Below are 26,314 nucleotides of genomic sequence, written 5' to 3' on the forward strand. Positions count from 1 at the left end.
AAAAGGACTGTCCCCCGGAATTTTAAATTTAGTCTTCTTTATAAATCGTTGACCATACGTTTCGTTTTTCCAGCATTTCTGCTGCTAATTCTTTTGCACCTTCCAGGCTATGGTTTGCTGCCCAGCCGCATTGTACTTCGTTACATGCTGGCACCTCTGTTGCGTTAACAACATCCTGTAAAGTATTTTCTAAAATAGTTAATACTTCATCATAATTATCATGATTGATCATTGTTAAATAAAAGCCGGTTTGGCATCCCATCGGACTCATATCCACAACGTAGTCTGTATGATTGCGAATATTTTCTGCCATTAAGTGCTCAATTGAGTGAAGTGCATCCATTTTCATAAACGCGATATTCGGTTGTTTGAAACGCACATCATACTTTCGAACAACATCACCATTTTGACCTTCTTTTGTTCCAGCAAGTCGTACATACGGTGCAGCTACTTTTGTATGGTCTAAGTTAAAGCTTTCAACATTCATTTTAGGCATTTTTTTCAAACCTCATTTCCAGAATCTATGATTATAAAATCAAACATCAAATAGTTTGATTAATCAAATTACTTACTCTCTTTATTTTACAAGAGTATGCTATTTTTTGCACTGATGATTATACTAAATATTTTTCGAACCAAGTTACCATTTGATCTAAACGTTCAATACGTAAGTTCGGCGTTCCTGTACGAGATAAATTATGATTATTGTCTGGAAAGCGTACAAAGCTAGTTTCTTTCCCCATAGATTTCAACGTGATATATAACTGCTCTGCTTGTTCAATTGGGCAACGGAAATCTAGCTCACTATGCAGGATTAATAAAGGTGTTTCGATATTTTTAGCATACTTCAACGGTGAATGCTCCCATAGCTTTTCTGGGTCAAGCATATCTGTACCAATTTGCCATGGAGTGAAGTAGTAGCCGATATCGGATACCCCAAAGAAGCTGATCCAGTTTGAAATACTGCGCTGTGTAACCGCTGCTTTAAAACGATTTGTTTGGCCGACGATCCAGTTTGTCATGAAGCCACCATAGCTTCCACCTGTTACACCTAATCGTTCTACATCAATCCATGCTTCTTCACCGATAACGTAGTCAAGGCCTGCCATAATATCTTCGTAATCTCCACCACCATAATCACCGCGCACGCCATTCACAAATTCTTGGCTGTAGCCGTGGCTTCCACGTGGATTTACATATAAAACCCCATATCCTTGAGCAGCTAACAATTGTAGCTCATGGAAGAATGAATTTGCGTACATTGTATGTGGACCACCATGAATTTCAACGACCAATGGATACTTTTTATTTTCCTCATAATTTGTTGGCTTCATTAACCATCCATGAACCTGTAGATCATTTGTACTTGTATAGACAATCGGTTCTGGTTTTGATAAGTTCACCTCATTTAGCCACGCATCATTGAAATGAGTTATTTGTGTTCTTTCACCTTTCGCAATTTCATAGTAGAATAACTCCCCAGGGAAGGTTGGATTCGATACAGCTATAATTGCAAATTGGCCATCTGTAGAAACTGTATAATCATAGACATGCTCTCCCTCTTGCGATGCTGGATAAATGGCACCCTCTAAACTAGCATAATAGAGTTGAACATCTCCTAAATTCGAGAGCTGGAAATATAAATCATTTGTTTCTGTCCAAACAATACTTGGTGCATTAACGCCTTGTTGCGTATCTGCAACCGCATAGTCACCCACTGGGGAATCGATACCTTCTGTTAGATTTTGAGTTATACCGTTTTCAATTTCATAGATATATATATTTGAATGTGTAGCATTTTTAAACTCTGCATTACTTCCTGCATAGGCTATAAATTTTCCGTCATTCGAAAATTTAGCTCCACCATAGTAGCCCTCATGATCTACCAGAACTGTCTCGTTTTTCGTTTCCACATCAACTAAATAAAGTGGCTGTCTAAAATCATAGTCCTTCTGTTCTTCGCGATTTACCCCAATAATCACCTTTTTTCCGTCTGGTGAAATATCGTATAATGAGTGCGAATGCTTGCCTTCAGTGAATTGTTCGATTGACTCATCCTTCAATGTAAGGATGGTAATTTGAGAATACACCTGTTGCTTCGTTAACCCATGCCCTTTTAATCCATCCATTTTGTAGCGCATTTTATCAACTACATAGGCTTTCGGTTTTTCTTTATCTTCTTTTTCTTTTTCTTTTTCTTTTTTAGCTGTGTCTGTAAATGTTGTATCTTCCTTCAAGCTGCTTGTAATCCAAATTTTCTCCCCACATGGAGACCATAAAAAGGAACTTACACCTGATTCAAGATTAGTGATTTTTTTAGCTTCTCCACCGTTTTTATTAATAATATACACTTGGCTTTTTTCGTCTCGATTTGAAATGAAGGCAACCTGCTCACCATTTGGAGACCACTTAGGAGAGGAAACACGTTCATTTCCAAAAGTCCACTGCGTTACTTCCTTTGTATCTACATTTAAATGAAAAATACTAGAGAAATATTGATTCTCCTTTTCATCAATATGCGTTTTAATAAAAACAGCCTCTTTGTTATTAGGCGCTAACTGCGGATTTGTAACAGATTGAATTTTAAATAAATCCTCTTTATCTAGTAATCTTTTTGCAACCATCATTTCCACCCTTTCAAACCATTATTTCGATTTCCGTAATATAAAGTTTATCACTCCTCCCCTCTATGTCAAATAATTTTTAAAATGTTTAGAATTGTTTGCGTACCAGGTACGCAAACAATTAAGAAAATTCTAAATAGTTCTCGAATTGTGTGTGTACCTGGTACACACACAACAATTCACACTCAAAAAAAATGATGCCTCCTATTCGAGGCATCATTTTGGGTTTTATTTTGCTTTTTCGATTTCTTTTAGTGAACGACGTAGTATTTTGCCCGTTGAATTTTTAGGTAATTCATCTAATAGCTCAATTACTGTCGGAACTTTGTATTTTACTAGACGCTTTGCACAGAATTCTTGCAGCTCTTCGATTGAAGTGCTGTTGTCTTTTAACACGACATAAGCCTGCACTGCTTCTCCTAGGTTTACGTCCGGTGTACCAATTACTGCAGCTTCGACTACATTTGGATGTGTAAATAATACTTCCTCTACTTCACGTGGATAGACATTAAATCCTCCAACGATGATCATATCTTTTTTACGATCTACAATATAGAAGTAGCCATCCTCATCCTTTTTCGCCAAGTCTCCTGTGTACAACCATTCGCCTCTAATCGCATTTGCTGTTTCTTCAGGCATTTTATAATAGCCCTTCATAACATTTGGTCCACGAACGATTAACTCGCCCACTTCACCTACCGGAACTTCAATTCCATATTCGTCGACTACTTTGTTTTCTACATTTGAAATTGACATACCGATAGATCCAGCCTTACGTTCACGATCAAGAGGGTTAAAGCATGTTACTGGTGAAGCCTCTGAAAGACCATAGCCTTCTGACACCTTCACCTTGAACTTCTCTTCAAAATCATGAAGTACCTGAACCGGTAACGGTGCCCCACCAGATACGGCTAAACGTAAAGTAGAGAATTTTTCTGTATCCCCTTCAAAGCGATGAAGGAAATTATACATTGTCGGAACTCCTGCAAAAACAGTAGCTTTTTGGCTTCCAGCAAGATCATAAATTTCACCTGGACTAAATCGAGGTGCTAATAGAACTGTAGCCCCTTGAAGTAGTGGTGCATTTACAACAACCGTTAAAGCAAATACATGGAATACCGGTAATGTCGCGATAACACGATCTTCAGTAGTCATGCTTAAATATTCACCGACATCTCTAGCATTTGAGTAAAGGTTGCGATGTGTTAACATAGCACCCTTTGGATAACCAGTTGTTCCTGATGTATATAGAATAATAGCTACATCATCCTCTTCCACTGATGCAGGTTCAACTGTATTTTGAGTAGAAGCTAGAATTTGAGAGAACAATTTTGTTTTCTCTTTTGCGTCATTTGATAGCGCATTCATTTTTTCGCCTATATCCTGGCCTGTTTCACAAATGATATAGCTCTCTACCTGTGGCAAAACCTTTACCCCTACCTCCACTAAAGGCAATAGCATATCAAGTGCAATTACTGCTTTTACATCACCATTTTTAATGATATAAGCAATTTCATCTTGCGTGTACATCGGATTTACAGGAATTGCAGTTGCACCGATTCGCATAGTTGCATATAACGAAATTAAAAAATGTGGTGTATTTCCAAGTAAAAACGCCACATGATCCCCTTTTTCTACCCCTAGCTGTTGAAGACCTGCTGCAAATCGACTAACTGTTTGCTCAAATTCACCGTATGTAGTGTCTCTCCCTAAAAAATGATATGCATGTTTTTCGGGTTGTTCTAATGCGGTTTGTCGAACACGTTCAACTAAATTCAAAACACCCATCCCCCTTTGCATTTAACCTCGCTTGCAAATTTAATTGAAAACGAGGTAGAAATGAATTTATATTCATTTACCAGATATTATAAATTAAATATTCTAATAAAACAATAGGGATTTGTATTTCACGTTGCATTTCTTGTCGAAAATTAAATATTATTCTATTTATAACATTTTTTCTGTTATTCTCTTACATAAGCGATATAACGCCATCTTATCAAATTAAAATAAATAATTTCAATAATAACTAAGAAGACAAAGGCAAATACAACCTCTTTTACAATGGACACATTTACGAAGTTTTTCATGATATTTTGTAAGGCGAAAAACGCAAATAGACTGTGGCAGAGCGCAACTCCCCACGGCAAAAAGAATTGAGGAAATAAAAGCTTGGTTACTAAGGATTTCAACTCTGAATTGGAAATCCCCATCCGTTTTAATACATCAAATTTCTTCTTCTCAGCCTCTAAGTTCGTGTGCAATCTAAAGTAAATAAAGCTACCTGCAGCAAGTAAAAAGACAGCTGCTACTAAAAGCCCAACCAGTGTAAATAAGGAATAGGTTGATAATATATAAGAATAATTTAATCCGGCATTTTCAAAATAATAAGGCAATGTGTACTTTTCTTTTACATACTCTTCAGCTACCTCTTGTTGAATCGGGACGCCCACATCCTCTGCTTCTATCCACTGTGGGATATCAAAAGTAAACAAATGATAGCCAGGCTCATACTGTGGAGAATTTCTATACGGTCTTACTAATCTTCTAAAGTCAACATCGCTAACAATTATTGAATTCAAGCTAACAATAGAAGAAGGGAAAATAAGCTCTGGATATACTTGATCAATCGTAATCCTTACGTTATTTTCAAGCAAAACAGTCTCTACCTTTTTCTTTGCTAGCTCTTTAATAGAATCCTTTGAATAGGGAATAAACATTGATTCCCCTCTAGACAAACGAACCATCGGATAGCCATAAGAAAACAGTAAATTATTAATATCGGACTCTTTAAACACCTCTACTTCAAAGTTAGTAAAGGAGGAAGTCTGTTTCAATACCGTAAATCGAGTTAAATGATAGGATAACCCCTTCTCCTCCAGCTCCGTAATAAGCGCAGAAATATGCTCACGCTCCATTGGATTATCAATATGCCCTTTGTAAATTAACCCTAAAGGATTTAACTTATCATATTGAGAGGTATAGGAAGATAACGTAGCAAGTAATCCAATAGATAAGAATGCAAGTGTTGTGACAATGGTCATAACAAAAAACATTTTCCCATTATTTTTTAAGATAAAGGTTTGCTCTGCCATTGGAAGCATTCTAGATTTTTTCCAATATAAGAATCTTTTATTTTTTATTTTATCGACAACATACTGAGTCGTATCGGTAAAGAACAAATACGTGCCAACAGCTATTAACAGGGGGATAAACACGGAAAAGATAATCATATTAGATCTCGTAGTTAACAATGCCAGTCCATAACCACTAAGAATAAAGACAATGCCAAGAATCGCTTTTCTTTTCGTAAAATCCACATCTATTTGAATATTTTTGTAGCCATTTAGCAAATCAATAACCTTTTTCTCAGGCGATAAATGGACGCTAAATAACGAAATAAGAATAAAGGCACTAAAATAGACTGCTGTCGTTAATAAAAACGGCTCCCATGAAAGATATAGAGGTAAATCCTCCAGCATCAAAATTTCACGGACAATCATAAAGAAGAATTTCGAGAAAGCGTACCCGAAAATAATGCCCAGTACAATCGATATAAAACCAATAATAATCGTTTCTAAAAAGACCATTCTCGTAAGCTGTTTTCTTTCCATCCCTAGATGAATTAAAATGGCAAATTCCTTTGCTCTTGCCTCTAGAAACGCCTTCATCGAATAAAAAATAAAGAACCACGAAAAGACTACTAAGGTGATTTCGGCTACTACCATCCATATAATCGGCACATTTCCTAAAAATCCATTTTCGATTTCAGGGTGAAACATTAACATGGAGTATATAAAAAATACTAATACTGAAAAGAAGCTTGCCATAAAAAATGCCGCGTAAATCCGGATATTTCGAATGACGTTACGGTAAGCGAATTGATGAAAGGTCACCTACTTGTCCTCCTCCTAATAAACTAAGCACATTTAGTATTCGTTGGAAAAACGTTTGGCGTCTGTCGTCTCGATGAATCTCATTGAAAAACTCGCCATCTTTTATAAACAGCACTCGATCACAAAAGCTTGCAGCGATTGGATCATGGGTTACCATAATGATGGTTGCCTGCTTTTCTTTATTTATTTTGCTTAACAGCTCGAGCACTTCTCGGGAGTTGTTTGAATCTAAATTTCCGGTTGGTTCATCAGCTAGAATAATTGCCGGTTCATGAATAAGTGCTCTTGCAATTGCTACTCTTTGTGCCTGCCCACCTGAAATTTCGTTTGGTCTTTTATGTAAAATTGTTGTTAAATCAAGTCTTTCAGCTAACACCGATAATCGCTCCTCCATCACCTTTACCGGCTTTTGGTCTAACGTTAAAGGGAGAACTATATTTTCTTCCACTGTCAGCATTGGCAATAAATTAAAATCCTGAAATACAAAGCCAAGCTCTCGTCTTCTAAAATAAGCAAGCTCTGTACGATTTAAATTTTGAGGCTTAATATCATTGAAAATAATCTCGCCTGACGTAGGACGGTCAATCGTCGATATAAGATTTAATAGGGTTGATTTCCCACTTCCAGAAGGGCCCATTATAGCCAAAAATTCACCCTTATCAACCTCAAAGGAAAGCTGATTTAAGGCGCGATTTGTCACTTTTCCTTCATATACCTTTGTCACATCTTGAACTTTTAAAATAGACATCGCTTCATCCCTCTTCAACTTTTAGTCTGCTCTTATAAGGAGGCTTATGATCAATGAAATGTAAGAATAATAGTCGTTCCTAGGCCTACCTCTGATTCAATTTCAAATTTATGCCCTAGCTTTTCACAAATTTCGCTAGCCAGGTATAAGCCCATTCCTGTAGATTCGCCGGTTTTACGCCCATTTTCTCCAGTGAAGAACGCCTTTGTTACTCGCGTTAAATCCGATTTAGGTATTCCAATTCCTTCGTCTCGAATCGTTAACTTTACCTCTGAATCGATTTTCGTTGCTGTCACAAAAATCCGTTTATTCTGCTCAAATGTGTACTTAACAGCATTCGTTATAAATTGTCCTAGTATAAAGGTTAACCATTTTGAATCGCTGGCAACGACTAAATCCTCGTCAATATACATCTCAGGGAAAACACGATTTGTAATAAATAAACGCTTATTTTCGTTGATAGTTGCATTTACAATTTGCTTTAGATACACCTGCTCAATCTGCATATCATCCTCAAACTTTTCAAGTCGCGCATTCATCAAAACCATATCAAGACCTCTTTTGATGCGATCCACCTCTTCCTGTACACTTTTCTTATCAAGAGGCGCCTCCTCCTGCAATAATAATTCCAAAACTGAAACAGGCGTTTTCATTTGGTGGATCCATTGATTTAGAAATTTCTCTTGTCGGTTCTGCGAGGCGTAAAGTACCTGTACCTCATGCTGATAAACTCGGTACAGCTCGTGGAAATAGCTTTCAGTTTGAATATGCTCAGAGGACTTTGCATTTTTTTGTAAGGCATCCTCCATTGTATTTGGCAGCTGAGTGATTTTTTTAAGATAGCTTTGTCGTCTAATATAGCGAAATCCTAAAAACGAAACAATGAGAATTAAGCTTATAATCATTGTGTAAATTGCTGTATTTATATTTCGGAAGCCATCTAGCCAATATAGCGACATAATAAATAGCACAACAATCACTTCAAAAATTACGAAAGCGATATGCTCCTTTATAAATAACTTTAAGCCCATCACTGTTCCTCCGAGTTGAGCACAAAGCGATAGCCTGCTCCGCGAACGGTTTCAATAACAGAATGAACCCCGTAATCCGCCAGCTTCTTCCGTACTCTTGTCATGTTCACATTCAATGTATTTTCATCTACAAATGCTTGGTCGTCCCATAGCTCTTCTAATAATTTCTCACGAGAAACGACTTTTGGAGCTTGTCCCATAAGTAAATCTAAAATGATACATTCCTTCTTTTGCAGCGGAATCTCAATATCTTTTTTATGCAATTCCATACGTTCAAGATAGAGTGTTAGCTGCCCCAGGGCAATCGTTCTTTCCTCTTGTCTTGAGGAGTATTCTCCGTATGTTCTTCTAAGGTGACTACGAATTTTGGCTAAGACAATTTCATAGTTGAACGGCTTTGTTATAAAATCATCCCCACCATTTTCTAAGGCAAAAATTTGATCCATTTCGCCTGAGCGAGCTGATATAAAGATGATCGGGCATTTCGTATGCTGTCTTAACTGTCTGCACCAATAGTACCCATCATAAGAAGGTAAATTTATATCTAACAGTATGAGATGAGGTGCAAAGGCAATAATCTCCTCCACAATCCCCTCAAAGTTTTTAACTATTTCAACCTCATATTGATATTTTCTTAATGTATCTGCTAAAAGAGAGGCGATTTTTTGATCGTCCTCAACAATAAAAATCCGAGTAGTTTCCATTTTCATTCCCCCATTCTTCTTTTGGAATGCTGTTATATTTTTTTCAGATTGGCATCTGTTAATATTTGATACTGCAACATTTCACACTACTATAACAGTGTATCAAAAAAGAGGTACACCTTAAACAACAGACCCGAGAAATAAAAAAAATCAACTCGAGCTAAATATCCGAGTTGATTTTAAAGTTTATAAGAGCTTAAAACTGAGTAGTTTTTAATAAATTAATTTCAGGAAATCTTCTTTCGTAACAGCACCAAAATAATGTGTTGTATCAATCACTTCGATTGCTTGTCCAATACTTGTACGATCATATTTCACACCAATTAATAGTTTCTCAATATCACTAACATCCCCAACACCAAAGAAATCACCAAAGATTTTAATTTCCTCAATAATCCCTTTATTAACCTCTAGGCGAATATCGATGCCACCAGAAGGGAATCGATTTGTTTTTTGAATGTTGAAGCGTGGGGACTTCCCAAAGTTCCATTCCCATTTTTGATAACGGTCCTCTGAAATCTCGTGTATTTTTTTCCAGTCCTCATCCGTTAACTCGTAGTATTGAATCTTGTCTTCCCCACCAAAAATCGATTTTAAAATTTCCATCCGGAATTCTTCAATCGACATCGGTTCCTTCAGGTAGTCCGAAATATTCCCTACACGTGAACGAACAGATTTAATGCCCTTCGATTCTATCTTGTCCTTTTTCACTTTTAAAGAAGAAACAACTGCATCTACATCTGATTTGAACATTAGTGTACCATGACTGAACATGCGTCCACGAGTAGAGTATTGTGCATTCCCAGAAACTTTTTTACCTTCTGCTAAAATATCATTACGCCCTGAAAGCTCTGCATTAACACCTAATTTCTCCAATGCATCTACAACAGGCTGCGTGAACTTCTTATAATTGTGGAAGCTGTTTCCGTCATCCTTTGTTAAAAAGCTGAAATTCAAATTATTCAGATCGTGGTATACAGCTCCCCCACCTGATAGGCGTCTTACAACAATGATCCCATTGTCTTCAACATAATCTGTATTAATTTCTTCGATTGTGTTTTGATTTTTTCCGATGATAATCGATGGCTGATTGATATAGAACAGTAAAAAATCGTCCTTTTCAATATCCATATTTCTAAGTATGAATTCTTCAATTGCTAAATTTATGCGTGGGTCAGTAATCCCCTTGTTATCAATAAAATACACTTTCTTCACTCCTCTATAGGCTCTATTTTACACGAAAATAGTAGAAAATCACGCTTTATGCAAGGAAGTGATTATATGGGATTTTCGCTTTGTGTGAAAACGCTTTTCTCTAGCTTTATAGGCATTGATACCGTTTTCTGAAATATTTATTTTTTATTGGAAAAAGGGTTGACGAACACAAACTGTTATAATACAATGAAAATAATTAAATCAGTAATATAACAGATATCCAAAAGGAGGGGCGAACGCATGTTAGAAAACGTTGTTGAGTTTTTCAAGAATTTACCTGACAAAGTATGTGTACAATGTGGAGATAAGATTGAAGAACAAAGCGAATGCTACAGCAGCAATTGCGAAAAATGTAACGCTCTATAGTCGTCGTCAGTCGTTTTATTATTGATTTTTGGAACCTCAACTAAGAATAGTTGAACCTATAAGTAAACCGCTTACAAGCTAACCCCTCAAAGCTCGCTCAAGTTTTGAGGGGTTTTTCGTTGTCTGTATGTGAAATGCGACTACTACTTGATTGAAACGGGTTTTATCCCCTTATGAAACTCACTTTTGGGACGATTACTTCTCGTAATGAGTTTCATCCATTCTATGAAACTCACTCCGAGCTCGATTACCTCCCGTAACGCGTTTCATCCTCCTTATGAAACTCATCTTCTGACGTTTCTTCGCTCTGCGTAATTTTTAAAACAACCGAATTTAAAAACAGGTGAAGAAAACGACTCGTTTTCCTCACCTGCTTACATAGGCACTACCCTACTTTTTATTAATGCTCGTGCTCACTGTCATCTTGCTCGTCATGCTCTCCGTGCTCGGAATGTTCTTCACCTTCTGAAGAATCTCCGTGACCTTCCATGTTCATGTCCATTGACTCATCGCTATTGTCCTCTTTGACTTGGCTCATGTCTGGGTTGCCAACGATGATTTGTTGTTTTGGCATGATGTGGAGCCCGCGTGCTGTTGTGTGGGCATACATGTAGTACACGCCATCATGATCGAAGGTTGTTTCGGCTTTATAGACACCATCTGCATCTAGCTTGCCCTCTATTTTTTGTGCTTCTTCTCGGTAGCCTGATTCCCAAACCTCGAATTCTACAGCTTCTGCGTCATTTACATCCTCTTTATTTTGAGAAACATGAGCTGCTAGTTCTACTGGTTCGTGAACAGCTACCTCCTCTGGTGTTAGAATATGCACGATGACCTCCAATGCAGCTACATCTACTGGTTCTTCATTTGTATCTACTTCATGGTCATTGGAAGCACAACCCATTAATAATACTGGCACTGCTACAATACTTAGTAACCATTTTTTCATATATATTTCCTCCATCGCTTATGTAATGCTAATCTTTGGTTTTCCCCTCATTATCTTAGTCAAAATGGGAATGTTTGAACCATCTTAGTATACCGTACTCATGTAAAAATAATATCGATAAAATTGTGAACTAATTCTGCCTAACTATTTTCAACTACCTAGGCTCCCTCTCGCAATACAAAAAGGAGCTACCCTATTATTCATAAGGAGCTCCTTCTCATCAAGCATATTGTAATTCAAACATTTCCTTTAATAACTCGTCAGCAATACTCTTTCCTTGGGTAACACAGTCTGGAACGCTTATTCCATCATAAGAGCTACCTACTAACTTAACATTAGGGAAATCAGTATGTAACTGCTGCTTCATTACTTCCATACGTTCGTCATGGCCAACAGTGTATTGTGGCATTGATTCCTTCCAGCGTGAAACAACTGTAAATACAGGAGCTGTTTCTAAGCCAATTGCTTTTTCGAGATCCTGTAATACTGTTTTTTCAATATCGCTATCTGAAAGCTCCACAATGGCTTCATCTCCAACACGACCGATGTATACACGTAGCAAATCGTAGCCAGCTGGTGCAACATCATTCCATTTATGATTACACCATGTACACGTTGTTATAGCAAAGTCACTATTTCTTGAAACAAAAAAGTTCATGGCGTCCTTATACTTTTTGGCTTCTCCCTGTTTAAACGCCAGCGTAACCGTTGCAATTGTTGCATATTGCATTTTCGGCAACTCATCTAATAAGCCGGAATGATCGAGTACCTCTTTGGCTGCATTAAACGGCGTTGTCATAATAACTGCATCACATTTAATAGGTGCAATATTGTTCGTATAAATTTGAACAGACCCATCATTCAGTCGATCAATGGATTCTACCTTTACACCCTTTAATATTGAATTTGGGGATAAATGTGATGCCAGGGTTTCAATAAGTGTTTCTAAACCATTTTGGAACGTTTGATAGGTTTCAATATGATCATTTCTTAATGCTTCCCCTGATTTCTTTAAACCAAGGATTAAACTCCGATGTTGTTTCTCAAGTTGATAAAACTGAGGAAACATTGACTTAATGCTCAAATGGTCAATATCTCCCGCAAACGTCCCTGCAAGTAACGGTTCAACTAAGTTTTCTACAACCTCTTTACCAAAACGACGTCTGAAGAAGTCACCAATTGGCTCATCTTCATCTTCTTTTGTTTTCGGTAACAGTAAATCTCCTGCAGCACGAAGCTTACCACTTAAAGAAAATAAACCAGAAGTTATGAATGAAGAGACATCAAGAGCCCCACCAAATGCTAATAGATTTGGAATAGGGTGCAAATTACTACCTACCGCTACAAAGGTGCGCCCATCGTTATTCGGAACCAGCTGTTGTTCGATACCAAGATCCTGAGCTAGATCGCGGACACTATTTTTATAGTCTAAAAAGGATTCTGGACCTCTTTCCACGATAAATCCATCTTTGCGTAAAGTTTGGATTTTACCTCCTAAACGTAAGGATGCTTCGATTAAAACAACATCCACTGGCAGATTGTTCTGCTGTGCTATTCTTTGTAAATAGTATGCTGCTGTTAATCCAGTGACTCCACCACCTATTACAGCAACTTTTCGTCTCTCCTGAGTCACCCTCATCACACTTCCTACATTCATTTTACTTCGCTAATTTATTGTAAATAGCATCTACCATTGCATCTATGAATAGTGGATGAGTATTTGGCATAGGCGGACGACGATAGTTCGCTCCAAGCTCATCACATACCACTTTACATTCATAGTCATTATCATATAAAACTTCTAAATGCTCAGTAACAAACCCTACTGGTACATATACAAATGAACGGAAACCTTTTTGCTCATATAGTTCACGAGTTAAATCTTGAACATCAGGTCCTAACCATGGCTCTGGCGTTTGACCAGCCGATTGCCAGCCAACCTCTACATTTTCAACACCTGTTGCCTCTTGAATTAAGCGTGCTGTTTCGATTAGCTGCTCTTCGTATGGATCGCCAGCTTCTTTAATTTTCTCTGGTAAAGAGTGGTTTGAAACGATAAGGCAAGCTTTCTCACGTTCTTCATTAGACATATCAGCAAATGCAGCATTTACTGCCTCTTTCCAATACTCGATGAATTTTGGCTCGTAATACCAAGACTCAACTGAAGTTAACGTCATATTGCTTCCTAGCTTTTCAATCGCCTCTTGTGCACGACCATTGTAAGATTTGATAGAGAAAGTTGAGAAGTGTGGTGCTAGAACGATTGAAACCGCTTCTTCGATACCGTCGTTTACCATTGCTTCAACTGCATCTTCAACGAAAGGATCGATATGCTTCAAACCGATATATAATTTATATTCCACTTCATCTTGCACTTCGTTTAAACGAGCTTCTAGCGCTTGAGCTTGTTTTTTTGTCATTTCAGCAAGTGGTGAGATTCCACCGATTGCTTTATAACGAGCCTTTAAGTCCTCTAAATGCTCTTCTGAAGGCTTACGCCCGTGACGAATATGTGTGTAATATCTTTCAATATCCTCTTCTTTATATGGAGTTCCATATGCCATAACTAATAATCCACGTACTGGTTTCAATTTTTTCACCTCATAATATTATGATTTGTTACTCGAAATAATTAGTAACCCTGATTTCTTTATTTAAAACTATAATAATATAGTTTAATCGTACCATATTTAGCCTAAGTGATTTACGCGTTCACGACTATATTCATGAATGAATGCTGTAAGACGTTTTAACACATCCGGATTTACTTCCGGGAATACGCCATGACCTAGATTGAAGATGTGGCCAGGTACTTCAAGTCCTTGATCGATAATATCCTTAGTTCGTTGCTCAATAACAGACCAATCTGCAAGTAGCAATGATGGATCAAGGTTACCCTGTACAGGCTTCTTAATTCCTAACTCACGTGCTTTACGAATTGGCATACGCCAATCTAAGCCAACAACATCCAGTGGAAGGTCATTCCATTCGTTGATTAGGTGACTTGCCCCTACACCAAACTGAATTAACGGTACATTTTCTTTGCGTAGCTCACCAAAAATACGTGTCATTACCGGTTTAATGAACACTCGGTAATCCTCTACATTTAAAGCACCTACCCAAGAGTCGAAAATTTGAATCGCTTTAGCACCAGCTTCAATTTGCGCAGTGATATCTGCAATGATCATATCGCCAAGCTTGTCCATTAAAGCAAACCAAGCCTTAGGTTCTGATACCATAAATGATTTAGTCTTGTTATAGTTACGAGAAGGACCTCCTTCGATCATGTAACTAGCTAGAGTAAATGGAGCACCTGCAAAGCCTATTAAAGGAACATTTAGCTGTTCTTGTGTTAGCAATTTAATTGTTTCTAATACAAAAGGTGTATGCTCTTTGGCATTAAATTCTCCAAGCTTTTCAACATCCGCAACTGTACGAATAGGATTTGAAATTATAGGACCTACGCCAGCTTTAATTTTCACGTCGACACCGATTCCTGGTAATGGCGTTACAATATCTTTATAAAGAATGGCTGCGTCCACATCATAGTTTTCTACCGGTAGTCTTGTTACATAAGCACATAGCTCAGGCTGATGCGTAATTTCCTCTAGTGAATACTTTTCTTTAATAGCACGGTATTCTGGCTGAGAACGTCCAGCCTGACGCATATACCATACAGGAGTGTATTCCGTACGTTCACCCTTAGCCGCGCGCAGTAATGTATCATTAAATGCTTTCATTATTAATACCTTCCCCTCAAAAATTTAATCGATTACGCTTAAGTACAAATTGTGGCAAAATCTAAAAGGTGAAATTTCATAAATGTATGCCAATTTGATACGAAAGCGATACTTTATTCAACAAGATAGAAATTTTGATTTAAATAGCTATTTGACTGAACAAAGATTGTAAATGTGTCATTGATATCCGTTTTCAAATATATACTTTTAGCAAGATATTGTATAGTTTTATCGACCAAATGTCATAAATTTGTGCAATCCATTATGGTTTTTCTATCATAAGTTTTGACAAAGAAATCTTATTTTGTTCTTCTTTAATAAAAGACATAGTAGATTTTAGATTAGGTTTAGTTTGGTCACTTAAGGGCAATCGATTTATACTGACACTTTTTTTGTTGGCTAAAAGTTATTTTAAGTAAGAGGAGAATGATTCTATGTTTATTTACTTAACATCCGGAACTGCTGATTATATGGAAAAGCTACTAAAAAAATATGTACCTAAAGAGCAAATGATTGTGCTTCATGGCTCTGGGAATTCTGTCCTTCTTCATGAAACAGAGGGTAAAACACTATTTGCAACACCACGCAAATATGAGGTAATCGACAGTGTTAATGCCATCGAACAATCAGGCTATTTCGTTTTTAATAATATTCCTGTTGCAGATGAAGGGCGACCTGTTTTTGAAAAACGTTTTTTAAGTCGCTCGGGGACAATTGAAAAGGAACCTGGTTTCATAGCCTATCGATTATTACGTCCAATTGGCTCTGACACGTATGTTGTACTTACACAATGGACTGGACCAAGCTCGTTTGAAGCCTGGAAAAATTCAAGAAGCTTCAAAGAGGCACATAGTAAGCCTGACCATACAACACCAGGCGTACAGCAACAAAATATCTTCAATGCCGCAAGCTATGTAACGACCTACTCAGGAAAATTAGCCAAGGATTAGAAAAACACACCTCGATCTGCATTGGTCGAGGTGTGTCGCATCTATGACGGAACACTGATAAAACCTATAGTTTCCTATCCGCCAAATAAAAAAGAGCTGACATAGAAGGTTTGTTAAACACAACCTTTTGAGTCAGCTTTTCTTCTATTATACTTCTAAAGACAAGCCTTTTCCTAGATTCAAGGATTGCTGATAAACCCCTTTTGCTACAGCAAGGTCATAGTAAGAAGCACCAACTGATTTATAGAAGGTGATCTCCTCCTCATTCTCCCTACCCGAAACCTTACCGCTTACTAAATCTTGTAGCTCCCCATAAACTTGGTGGAAGGACCAAATCCCTTTTTCACTCGCATCCATTAACTCCCCTGCTTCCTCTGTCGCGCCGTGTAAATCATCCACTACGATTTTAGAGGCTGTTACAATCGTCGTACTATCAATTTCATGCATATGCGGCAAATAAGAGCCAACCCCATTTACATGTGTCCCAGGCTTTATAAAAGTACCGTCAAAAACTGGTTCAGTTGATTTAGTCGCACAGCAAATAATATCTGCTCGGCTAACTGCACTATTTACGTCCTCTGCAATATAAATAGTAGCATCCACACCGTTTTCCTTTAACCTTTGACTGAAGGCAGCAGCACGCTCTTTCGTTCGATTATATAATACAACCTCTTTAATATTACGAACTGCTAGCACTCCTAAAACTTGCTCAAAGGCCATAGCTCCTGTGCCAATGACAGTTAGAATTTCAGCTGATTCCTTAGAAAGATAATCCGTTGCAATAGCTGTCATTGCTCCTGTTCGAAGACGAGTTAAGTAAGAGGCATTCATCATCGAAAGGTGTTCACCATTTTCGGTACTCGTCAAAAGGATAATCCCTTGCGTTGTTGGCAATCCTTTTTCAGGGTTACTCGGAAAAATAGTTACAACCTTTACCGCCGCTACTTTATTGTCTAAATCTGCACTCGGCATATAAATAGAAGTACTATTGATATCTGAGAATTCTAGTACCGTCCGATGAGGTGCCTGTACTTTACCTTGCTCTTTCGCAGTTAGTGTTTTCTTTATATCTTGAATTGCATCATCTATTGTATAAAAACTACTAATCTCTTTTTCATTTAATATAATCATTTGTAACACTCCGATGCTTAAATTATAGTCTTCTACTGGTGTACTACTTGTTCTTTGCTAGCTACACTATCTTCCTGGCTATCTAGTTTTCCTGTAGTGAATTCATCGAGCTCTTTGTTGCTCTTCTCTTTTACAGCCGAAACCGCAATTAAGGAAATCACCGCTGTTAACATAATATAAATTGCTACAGGAATATAAGAATTATCAAACTGAACTAACAATGCCGTTGCAACCAGTGGCGCTGTCCCACCCGCAACAGCTGCACCAATTTGATAGCCAAGGGAAACCCCTGTGTAACGTACCTTCGCATCGAAAATTTCGGAGAACATCGTCCCTAGTACAGCTGTTATAGGAGCCCAAACTATCCCTAACCCAATAATCGTAGCAATTAAAAGTGTGGTAAATGTACGTTGCTCCAGTAACCAGAAATATGGGAAGGCATAAGCCATCATCGCAACCGTTCCATATATATAAACCTTTTTACGTCCTACCCTATCTGATAGACTTCCCATTACTGGCATCAAGATTGTCGTAACAATGGTACCAATCATTACAGCTACAAGAACTTGAGTACTTGAAAAGCCTAGATTATTTGTTCCATATGACACGATAAATGTAGCAAAAATATAGAACGGCGCAGTTTCTACAACCTTTCCACCGATGGCAATTAAAACTTCCTTCCAGTGGTATTTGAAAATGTCGACAATCGGTAATTTAGGTATTTCTCCAGCCTCTTGAACCTTTTTAAATGACGGTGTCTCATCAAGTCCTTTACGAATCCATAAGCCAAAAATAACCAGCAAACTACTTGCAATAAAAGGAATTCGCCATCCCCACGAAATGAAAGCTTCTTGAGAAACAACTGAAGTAATGAACGTTAGTGCACCAGATCCCAAAAACATCCCGATTGTTACACCCATTTGTGGGAAAGCTCCAAATAAGCCACGCTTTTCTTTTGGAGCATATTCCACTGCCAATAAGAGCGCCCCACCCCATTCACCACCGATACCGATTCCTTGAATTAAACGTAACGAGATTAACAAAATAGGAGCCGCTACACCTATTGCCTGGTAGGTTGGAAGTAAGCCCATCAGAACAGTGGCAACACCCATGATTGTTAATGTCATAACTAAGGTTTTCTTCCGTCCTATACGGTCTCCAATATGACTAAAGATGATTCCACCTAAAGGGCGAATGAAGAAGGCTAAAGCTAAAGAGGCATAAGCTAACAATAAGCCTACAGTTGGATCTTCCGTAACAAAGAAAACCTGATTGAATACTAATGCAGCTACTGTTCCATAGAGAAAATAATCAAACCATTCGATTGAACTACCTACTAAACTAGCAAGCCAAACTTTCCTCATTTGTTTTTTACTCATAAATTTTCCTCCTTCTCATTATTAAAGCCCCACTTAAATTTATAAGTAAAAAAATAAACGCCCAGATGCTAATTTAAGTGACACTTAAATTTTATAAATAAATTATTACACACTTTAGAATTTTCAGTCAATACGTTTATTTCTTTGAGCATCTTCTTTTTCTAGAGTATAATTTTGGTAGCTTAGTATGAGGACGTGTTGCACATGACAATCGGTGAAATCCTGCGAAGAACAAGAAAAACAAAGAAGCTGACACTAAAAACTCTCTCTGAGAAGACAGGTGTTTCCATCAGTTTTTTATCTCAGGTGGAACGAGATAAATGTAATGTCACACTTGAATCCCTAAGGAAAATTAGTGATGCCCTACAGGTTAATCCAAGTATATTTTTTTCTGAGACTAATAATGAAAGCCCTGGAGAAAAAATTTTTCCGTTCTATTATGAAGATCTTTCGAACAAGGTAACCCAGGCTTCCTTTCACCCGATTCTTGTTACTCTTAAGCCTAAAGAAAATGTTGGAAATGAATTTTCCCATTATGGCCATGAATTCATCTATATCTTAAAAGGGACACTTACATTTTCAATTGAAGGAAAAATCTCAGAGCTTAATGTAAACGATTCCATCATGTTGGATTCTACTCGCAATCATTATTGGTGGAATAATAGTGAGGAAGAAGTTCAATTTCTGCTAGTTTCTACTATATAAAAGAAAAGGAGAACTAAAAGCTCATCCATCAGCTTTAGTTCTCCTTTTTATTAGTATTCAATTGAGGGATCCTTTGTCATCTGGAAGGTGAATTCACCTATGACAATAATGATAATGCCTGTTACAAAAAACATTGGTTGTCCAATGTCACACAGCATAACAATTATTGCTTGGATGACCACAAACAGACGCAATACTTTTCTTACAGCATTTTTTCTTTGGGCTGGTTCCACAGGGTAAAGTCGATCCATACGGAAATCCCCTGATGACAAAAGCGCATACTTTAACTGAATTGTAGTAGCAAATGCCAATGCAGCAGCTACAACCCATGTTACCACCGGCATATTAACAAATAGTGCAATCAAACCAGAGATGACCGTTAAACGAACCCATAAATAGAAATGATCATCCGTTCGAATGAATGTACGATACACTAAGTAGCTTTGTGCGCTTTTTTGACTGTATGGCACAATCGAATAGATAAAATTCAACCAGCCTCTTCTGCGGATTGAACCATGTAGATGTGGTACATCCGTAAAATAGTTAGCAAATCGATAAAAGGCCATCATTCGATTTTGCTCTACCTTTACAAAATGCTCATAAGGTATCGGTTGAACCTTTACTCTTTTCGCTAATGTACGATTATACACAAATAATAAAATGATGAAAATAACTACATAGGAATAGCCTTCTGTAAGAGCTGATTGTACCGTTAAAATGGAAAGCAGCCCTCTTGTTATCCTGTCGATTATTAAACTAGCTCCGCGATTTGCATAACGATAATTGAATTCAATATGCACATTTAAATATTTCAAAATAATGATAATTGCCAGGCTTAACCAAATTTGTTGTGGAGTTAGCTCGGTTACAGCCTTCAATAATGGAATTCCTACTATATAAATAATAGCGACTAGTCCAATCTGAGACCAAAACGTCCATCTAAGTGCACTTCTAAAGTAGGCAGGCATTTTGGACTCTAATGGTAGTAAATACACCTGGTCGGGATCTCTAAGCAAAGTAACTGGACGACTAAGAGCTAATAAAAAGCCCACGATAATTGCTACAAGCCACTCTGCTGGAAATGTATTAGCTACTACCTTTAACCACTCGCTATATTGATAGCCAACTGCACCTATTACAAAGACAAGCACTAAGGCGATATGTCCTGTAAAAACAAAGCGCATATATTTTTGTACCTCTAGCATATAGTGATTAAATCGTTTAGACCATACCTCCTGCAAACTATTCATTGTCTTGCTCCTTTGTCATGGCGATATATAGGTCGTCTAAAGTAGCATTAGGCATTTGGAAGGCGCGTCTTAGATCATTCATCGTCCCTTGAGCTCGTACTTGTCCCTCATGTAATAAAATAATGCGATCACAATGCTTTTCTGCTGTCGATAAAATATGAGTAGACATGAGGATTGAAGCACCATCCCTTTTCTTCTCATCCATCTGGTCTAGCAACGATTGAATTCCTAGTGGATCTAGTCCCACAAAGGGCTCATCAATGATATAAAGCTGTGGATTTACTAAAAATGCACACATAATCATAACCTTTTGACGCATTCCCTTTGAGAAATGAGAAGGAAACCAATTTAAGCGTTTTTCCATTCGGAATTCCTTAAGTAGGCTTTGTGAGCGTGAAGCTAATGTATGTTCATCAATACCATAGGCCATTGCTGTTAATTCTAAATGCTCTTTTAATGTAAGCTCATCATATAAAACAGGTGTCTCCGGAATATAAGAAAACGAAGACCGATATTTATCAAGATCTTCATTTAAAGTGACACCATTTAAACGAATTTCCCCTTTTTGAGGCATCAGCGTACCGATTATATGCTTAATCGTCGTACTTTTCCCCGCACCGTTTAAACCGATTAAACCGACCAGTTCCCCTTCACCGATTGTAAAAGATAATTCTTTAATTACTGGCTTTCTTGTATAGCCACCTGTAACGTCTGTTAGTTGTAACACTGTCATAGTTTTTTGTCACTCCTATTCTTTTTCCAGTTTACCAAAAAATGCGAATAGAATCAGTTCTGATATGTTAAAATGTGTATAAAATGTTTTTAACGAGTTCTCGAAAGGATGATACTAATGAGCGATTGCATTTTCTGTAAAATTATTGATGGATCAATTCCAAGTACTAAGGTGTATGAGGATAAAAATGTTTATGCATTCATGGATGTTTTTCCTCTTACAAAGGGTCACACCTTACTAATTCCAAAGCAGCATGTCCAAGACTTATTTGAGATGCCAGAGGACGTTGCAAAAAACCTTTACGCTGCTGCACCTAAAATCGCAAATGCCATAAAAGCAGCCTTCCAGCCACAAGGGCTAAATACGATTAATAATAATGGGTCATTTGCAGGGCAAACAGTATTTCACTATCACTTACACTTTATCCCACGATACGACGAGACAGACGGCCTAAAGTTAAAGTGGGAAACAAAGCAAGATGAATTTACTTCTGACGTACTTCAAACTGTTGCAGCACAAATTAAAGAGAATTTAGATAACTAATTAATAGAATGAAGCTTATATAGTATTCTATTACATGAGGTTGCAAAATATTTATATTACCTTTAAAATCAATGTAAGTTTCGCTAACGGCAATGAGTGCACGTTAGGAATCTAAGAGAAAAGAATTGTAGAGGAGAGTTTAGAAATGAAAACGAAAAACCTAGTTTTAATGGCACTTTTAGTTGGTGTAGGTGCAGTACTGTATCTGGTTATTCCAGGCTATGGAGAAGGCATGAAGCCCGATTTTATGCTAACAATGATGTTTATAGGAATCTTGTTATTCCCTACCTTTAAAGAAACATTTTTATTAGCAGTCACAACGGGAGTACTTTCAGGGCTATTTTCAACATTCCCTGGTGGATTCTTCCCAAATATCATTGATAAATTGATTACAGGGTTTGTTTTCTTAGCAATTGTTATGGTACTTGGACACTTAATTCAAAAGGTGGCAACAGGGGCTGTTTTAGTTGCTATATGTACCGTTATTTCAGGAAGTGTATTCCTGTCTATGGCATTATTATTGGTAGGCTTACCTGGAGGTGCTGCATTTAGTGCACTATTTATAGCAGTTGTACTACCTGGAGCTGTGTTAAATACAATCGCCTTTGTTATCATCTATCCAATCATTACAAACCTATTAAAACGAGCAAATTTCAATACATCTATTTCCCATGCTTAATTATCAGTGCAGACAAGGTTCATATAACTTTGTCTGCACTTTTTTATTTCCCCACAATACTTCTCTCCTTACAATCTTTTTAAAAAGTCGAATTCATGGTTTAATATGGGTAAGAATAGGAAAATTTATATAAAAGGTATACATACTTTTAAGGAGTGATTTAAATGCGCGCAAAACCATTTTTAATCGGACTATCTGCTGGAGTAATTGGAGGACTTACAACAATCATTTTCACAACACCCCAATCTGGTAAACAAATAAGATCGAGCATCGTACAAAATACTAAAATTGCGAAAACAAATCTTGAGGAAATTAAACACCATTCAAGCAGTGTGAAAGACTCGATTCTTACATTAAAAAACGAAGTGAAAAATAATATCCCAGAAATAATGAATCAACTTAAAGAGTCTATTTCCAAATTCAACCAGGATATCGAGCCAGATACAGCCAAGCTTAAAGAAGAAATAGATGGTTTACAGAAATCTATTATAGAAATCGAGAATAATTTATCAGATTTAAATAATAAACAGAAGAAAGATGATAAAACAGAGTAATCCTTTATCCCTAAATACTGGTTATTATGTGAGTATTTTTCCGTTTTAATTTACTAATTTATAACATTTTTTCGCCATAATTCAATTATTTAATTTTTCTAACTTTAAACTTTTTTCTTTTACTGCTATAATATTTTCATAATGTAAATGAAAGAAGGTGTTTGCTTTGTCAGAAGATTCATACACGATGAAAGAAGCAATGCTTTATAGCCAACGAATTGCACAATTGTCAAAAGCATTATGGAAGGCAGTAGAAAAAGATTGGCAGCAATGGATTAAGCCTTACGATTTAAATATTAATGAGCACCATATTTTATGGATAGCATTCCACTTAAAAGGAGCATCAATTTCAGATGTTGCTAGATTTGGAGTTATGCACGTTTCCACTGCTTTCAACTTCTCAAAGAAGCTTGAAGAACGAGGCTTATTAGAGTTTTCTAAACGTGATGACGACAAACGTAATACGTATGTTGAGCTTACAGGAAAAGGCTCAGACTTAATCTTGGAAATGTACGAACATTATTACGATACACATCATTCAATCCTTGAAGGATCTCTAGCATTAAAAGAATTATATGGTAGATTCCCAGAGTTCTTAGATGTCATGGCTGTAATTCGTAATATCTATGGCGAAGATTTTATCGAAATATTTGAACGCTCATTTAAAAACTTTAAAGACTCACTTGTTGAAGACGAAGATCAACAACTTATTTTGAAAAGATAAAATTCACACAATTTACGCTTGCTTGTATGAATACAAAATTGAATGTCAAGGATTACTATGAGTGTAGCGATACACTCTTTTTCTTTTCATTTTTTTCCTAAATGGAGTAGCAATTCCCTTTTTTTTCATTTACAATATCTTCACTCACAAAATGTAGTAAAAATACAATGATTCGTTCAAAATAAAAATATTCTATTTTATAAACATTAATTTTTTACTAAAATCGAAAAAAGGGGTCGTCCTACTTGCATTGTTGGAAAACAGTTAACATAAAAAGAGAATATGGCTCTACATGGCTAACAATTATGGCTATTTCGTTATTTGTAATTGTTTTTTCTTTATCATTTATACTATTCGGCCGAGTACATCCTACATTTTATCGAGATGATTACTTCTGGCTATTTATGCTTTGCTTTGTATTTCTTTATCCAATACACAAGCTTATGCATTATTTTTCTTTATTCGAATATCGAAAATCAGTAAAATTACGATTTAAAATCGATTATAAATTTATTCCTATTATTAGAATGCGCATTAAATCGATTATTCCTAAGAACCGATATATCATTACCCTATTAACACCATTCATCATTATAAACGGGCTGCTTATATTTGCTGCAGTTTCCTATGAGGAATACGCGCATTTTACTTCCATACTATTGGGTTATCATTGCAGTATTTGCTTTATCGACTTTTTATATATTAAGGATTTAATCGGTGCACCTAAGGATTCTGTTATAGAAGAAACACCTAAAGGCTGCGAAATTTTAGTTCCTTCACTTATTTAACTGCAAGTTTAGGTTTTACATTACATTTACTTGTGTTACATTGGCATTTTTTGTTATCCTTAAAGGAAGTGAAAGAGGGGAGGAATAGATTTGCTACTTATGATTGTAGTGCTATTCTCAGTATTTTATTTATTCCAAATAAATCGAATGACATATGCACTTGTCACACAAAAAGAAATACCCGAGGAAAAACACGAAAAAATATTCCGGACTATAAATATATTAATCACAATTTTATTAGTGTCATTCTACGTAGAGGTTTATGTAGCGTTATAAAAAAGAGGCTAGCTATATGTTCCCTTTTGGGTACGGGAACTTAATAAGGTATTGGAAAAGAACAATAATGGTTTTAGAAAAATTATAATGTGCAAAGAAAGTTTTTTACTTTTTTATCCACAAAAAGAGCTAAAGGCATTTATTGCCTCTAGCTCCCCATTTTGTTTGGTTATATTGTTTTGTAATTAGTAGATGAAAGCTGCACCTACAATAATTAATAGGATGAACAATACAACTAAAAGCGCGAAACCACTTCCATATCCGCCACCGTAGCTATTTCCCATTACGACACCCCCTTTCAAAAATATACTATGCTTGCGTGCAAACTGTGCTTAGGCAAACGAACATGCAACCCATTTTGTTTTTGAAACGTTTATGATATAGTTACTATTGATTTCAATCGAAGTTAGGAGAGTAAACACACATGAAAAAACCATTTTTAGCACTAACACTAGCTACTTCTGTTTTTGCTTTAGCAGCTTGTAGTAACTCTGGCGATGATGTAGTAGTATCCACAACTTATGGTGATATTACGAAAGATCAATTCTATGAAGAAATCAAAACACTTGCAGGTAAAGCATTACTTGAGCAAGTTGTAGTTGAACAGGTTTTAGAAAACAACTACAAAGTGTCTGATGAAGAAATTACAGAACAATTCAACTCTGTAAAAGAACAATACGGAGAATCTTTTGAAGCCATCTTAGCTCAAAATGGTTTAACTGAAGAAACATTTAAAGAAAATGTACGCTTCCAACTTTTACAAGAAAAAGCTACAAAAGATGTTGAAGTAACAGACGAAGAAATCGAAAACTATTATAACCAAGCTAAATACGAACTAAATGCACGTCACATCCTAGTTGCTGACGAAGAAACTGCATATACAGTTGTTGAAAAATTAAAAGCTGGTGGCGATTTCGCTGCTTTAGCAAAAGAATACTCTTCAGATAGCTCTGCTTCAAACGGTGGAGACCTTGGATGGTTTACAGTAGGTACAATGGTTCCTGAATTCAATGATGCTGCTTACGCTCTTGAGTTAAACCAAGTGAGTGAACCAGTTCAATCTGAATTTGGTTACCACATTATCGAAGTAACGGACAAGCGTGAAGTTGAGAACTACGGTACTTTAGAAGAGAAAAAAGAAGAAATTAAAGAATCAATTGCTGCAACAAAAGGTGACTTAACAGCTAAGATTACTGATTTATTAAAAGATGCAAAAGTTGATATTAAAGACGAAGATTTAAAAGCTGCTTTAGATACTTATTTAACGACAGATGCTGATGCTGATGCTGAAGCAAATAAAGAGACTGAAGAACCAGCTGAAAAATAATA

General features: G+C 36.7%; 27 protein-coding genes. 10 read left to right on the forward strand and 17 right to left on the reverse strand.

Annotated elements, in window-relative coordinates; all coding sequences use genetic code 11:
* Positions 1-28: 28 nt before the first annotated feature.
* From LG296_RS15600 to LG296_RS15635, 8 genes are all read right to left on the reverse strand, one after another.
* Positions 29-496, reverse strand: coding sequence for an S-ribosylhomocysteine lyase (locus tag LG296_RS15600; RefSeq protein ID WP_404427209.1), 468 nt, complete (start codon positions 494-496; stop codon positions 29-31).
* 118 nt (positions 497-614) lie between these two features.
* Positions 615-2,627, reverse strand: coding sequence for a S9 family peptidase (locus LG296_RS15605; RefSeq protein WP_404427210.1), 2,013 nt, complete (start codon positions 2,625-2,627; stop codon positions 615-617).
* Between the two features lie 225 nt (positions 2,628-2,852).
* Positions 2,853-4,403 (reverse strand): fatty acid--CoA ligase family protein, encoded by a 1,551-nt coding sequence (locus LG296_RS15610; protein ID WP_404427211.1) that lies wholly within the window; start codon positions 4,401-4,403, stop codon positions 2,853-2,855.
* Positions 4,404-4,588: 185 nt separating this feature from the next.
* Entirely contained in the window at positions 4,589-6,520 is a 1,932-nt protein-coding gene (locus LG296_RS15615; RefSeq protein ID WP_404427212.1) for an ABC transporter permease, read from the reverse strand.
* Positions 6,492-7,268 carry an ABC transporter ATP-binding protein gene (locus LG296_RS15620; protein WP_251400109.1) on the reverse strand — a complete coding sequence of 259 codons (777 nt, stop codon included), beginning with the start codon at positions 7,266-7,268 and terminating at the stop codon, positions 6,492-6,494. The genes LG296_RS15615 and LG296_RS15620 overlap by 29 nt, the downstream gene beginning before the upstream one ends.
* A gap of 50 nt (positions 7,269-7,318) precedes the next feature.
* Positions 7,319-8,299: a sensor histidine kinase gene (locus tag LG296_RS15625; protein WP_404427213.1), complete on the reverse strand. Its 981-nt coding sequence runs from the start codon at positions 8,297-8,299 to the stop codon at positions 7,319-7,321.
* Positions 8,299-9,003 (reverse strand): response regulator transcription factor, encoded by a 705-nt coding sequence (locus tag LG296_RS15630; protein WP_107933717.1) that lies wholly within the window; start codon positions 9,001-9,003, stop codon positions 8,299-8,301. Before LG296_RS15630 ends, LG296_RS15625 begins: the two co-directional genes overlap by 1 nt.
* Positions 9,004-9,216: 213 nt before the next feature.
* Positions 9,217-10,209 carry a lipoate--protein ligase gene (locus LG296_RS15635; protein ID WP_404427214.1) on the reverse strand — a complete coding sequence of 331 codons (993 nt, stop codon included), beginning with the start codon at positions 10,207-10,209 and terminating at the stop codon, positions 9,217-9,219.
* 249 nt (positions 10,210-10,458) lie between these two features.
* Here LG296_RS15635 and yhfH point away from each other — a divergent pair, with 249 nt between their 5' ends.
* Complete coding sequence (gene yhfH, locus LG296_RS15640) at positions 10,459-10,584, forward strand: protein YhfH (protein WP_107933720.1); 126 nt, start codon at positions 10,459-10,461, stop codon at positions 10,582-10,584.
* A gap of 400 nt (positions 10,585-10,984) precedes the next feature.
* Here the strand turns inward: yhfH and LG296_RS15645 are convergent, their stop codons facing one another.
* The 4 genes from LG296_RS15645 to hemE all read right to left on the reverse strand — a co-directional run bounded on the left by LG296_RS15645 (position 10,985) and on the right by hemE (position 15,273).
* Positions 10,985-11,533, reverse strand: coding sequence for a FixH family protein (locus LG296_RS15645; RefSeq protein WP_404427215.1), 549 nt, complete (start codon positions 11,531-11,533; stop codon positions 10,985-10,987).
* Between the two features lie 220 nt (positions 11,534-11,753).
* Positions 11,754-13,172: a protoporphyrinogen oxidase gene (gene hemY, locus LG296_RS15650; RefSeq protein WP_181418048.1), complete on the reverse strand. Its 1,419-nt coding sequence runs from the start codon at positions 13,170-13,172 to the stop codon at positions 11,754-11,756.
* 19 nt (positions 13,173-13,191) lie between these two features.
* A complete protein-coding gene (gene hemH, locus LG296_RS15655) occupies positions 13,192-14,124 on the reverse strand; it encodes a ferrochelatase (RefSeq protein ID WP_251400101.1) in 933 nt (310 codons plus the stop codon).
* A 99-nt stretch (positions 14,125-14,223) separates the two neighbouring features.
* Entirely contained in the window at positions 14,224-15,273 is a 1,050-nt protein-coding gene (gene hemE / locus LG296_RS15660) for a uroporphyrinogen decarboxylase (protein WP_404427216.1), read from the reverse strand.
* 434 nt (positions 15,274-15,707) lie between these two features.
* Between hemE and LG296_RS15665 the strand changes: the two genes are divergently transcribed.
* Positions 15,708-16,223 (forward strand): antibiotic biosynthesis monooxygenase family protein, encoded by a 516-nt coding sequence (locus tag LG296_RS15665; RefSeq protein ID WP_404427217.1) that lies wholly within the window; start codon positions 15,708-15,710, stop codon positions 16,221-16,223.
* A gap of 147 nt (positions 16,224-16,370) precedes the next feature.
* On the opposite strand, the gene LG296_RS15670 is transcribed toward LG296_RS15665, so the two are convergent.
* Positions 16,371-17,354: an ornithine cyclodeaminase family protein gene (locus LG296_RS15670; protein WP_107933730.1), complete on the reverse strand. Its 984-nt coding sequence runs from the start codon at positions 17,352-17,354 to the stop codon at positions 16,371-16,373.
* Positions 17,355-17,386: 32 nt separating this feature from the next.
* Positions 17,387-18,733: an MFS transporter gene (locus tag LG296_RS15675; protein WP_107933731.1), complete on the reverse strand. Its 1,347-nt coding sequence runs from the start codon at positions 18,731-18,733 to the stop codon at positions 17,387-17,389.
* Between the two features lie 204 nt (positions 18,734-18,937).
* Between LG296_RS15675 and LG296_RS15680 the strand changes: the two genes are divergently transcribed.
* Entirely contained in the window at positions 18,938-19,438 is a 501-nt protein-coding gene (locus tag LG296_RS15680; protein ID WP_107933733.1) for a helix-turn-helix domain-containing protein, read from the forward strand.
* Between the two features lie 50 nt (positions 19,439-19,488).
* On the opposite strand, the gene LG296_RS15685 is transcribed toward LG296_RS15680, so the two are convergent.
* Positions 19,489-20,688 carry an ABC transporter permease gene (locus LG296_RS15685; RefSeq protein ID WP_107933735.1) on the reverse strand — a complete coding sequence of 400 codons (1,200 nt, stop codon included), beginning with the start codon at positions 20,686-20,688 and terminating at the stop codon, positions 19,489-19,491.
* Complete coding sequence (locus LG296_RS15690; protein WP_107933737.1) at positions 20,681-21,421, reverse strand: ABC transporter ATP-binding protein; 741 nt, start codon at positions 21,419-21,421, stop codon at positions 20,681-20,683. Before LG296_RS15690 ends, LG296_RS15685 begins: the two co-directional genes overlap by 8 nt.
* Before the next feature lie 117 nt (positions 21,422-21,538).
* On the opposite strand from LG296_RS15690, the gene LG296_RS15695 reads away from it, so the two are divergent.
* From LG296_RS15695 to LG296_RS15720, 6 genes are all read left to right on the forward strand, one after another.
* Positions 21,539-21,964 (forward strand): HIT family protein, encoded by a 426-nt coding sequence (locus tag LG296_RS15695; RefSeq protein WP_404427219.1) that lies wholly within the window; start codon positions 21,539-21,541, stop codon positions 21,962-21,964.
* A 145-nt stretch (positions 21,965-22,109) separates the two neighbouring features.
* A complete protein-coding gene (locus tag LG296_RS15700) occupies positions 22,110-22,643 on the forward strand; it encodes a tryptophan transporter (protein WP_107933740.1) in 534 nt (177 codons plus the stop codon).
* A gap of 164 nt (positions 22,644-22,807) precedes the next feature.
* Positions 22,808-23,197 carry a YtxH domain-containing protein gene (locus tag LG296_RS15705; RefSeq protein WP_404427220.1) on the forward strand — a complete coding sequence of 130 codons (390 nt, stop codon included), beginning with the start codon at positions 22,808-22,810 and terminating at the stop codon, positions 23,195-23,197.
* Positions 23,198-23,363: 166 nt separating this feature from the next.
* Positions 23,364-23,921 (forward strand): HTH-type transcriptional regulator Hpr, encoded by a 558-nt coding sequence (locus LG296_RS15710; protein WP_107933744.1) that lies wholly within the window; start codon positions 23,364-23,366, stop codon positions 23,919-23,921.
* Between the two features lie 245 nt (positions 23,922-24,166).
* Complete coding sequence (locus LG296_RS15715; RefSeq protein ID WP_107933746.1) at positions 24,167-24,709, forward strand: DUF3267 domain-containing protein; 543 nt, start codon at positions 24,167-24,169, stop codon at positions 24,707-24,709.
* A 90-nt stretch (positions 24,710-24,799) separates the two neighbouring features.
* Entirely contained in the window at positions 24,800-24,985 is a 186-nt protein-coding gene (locus LG296_RS15720) for a hypothetical protein (protein ID WP_107933748.1), read from the forward strand.
* Positions 24,986-25,170: 185 nt separating this feature from the next.
* Here the strand turns inward: LG296_RS15720 and LG296_RS15725 are convergent, their stop codons facing one another.
* The gene (locus tag LG296_RS15725) at positions 25,171-25,269 is read right to left on the reverse strand and encodes a YjcZ family sporulation protein (protein WP_107933750.1); all 99 of its coding nucleotides are present in this window, start codon (positions 25,267-25,269) and stop codon (positions 25,171-25,173) included.
* 140 nt (positions 25,270-25,409) lie between these two features.
* On the opposite strand from LG296_RS15725, the gene LG296_RS15730 reads away from it, so the two are divergent.
* Complete coding sequence (locus LG296_RS15730; protein WP_404427221.1) at positions 25,410-26,312, forward strand: peptidylprolyl isomerase; 903 nt, start codon at positions 25,410-25,412, stop codon at positions 26,310-26,312.
* The last annotated feature ends 2 nt before the right edge of the window (positions 26,313-26,314 follow it).

The organism is Ureibacillus chungkukjangi (assembly GCF_044795995.1).
Lineage (GTDB): Bacteria > Bacillota > Bacilli > Bacillales_A > Planococcaceae > Ureibacillus > Ureibacillus chungkukjangi.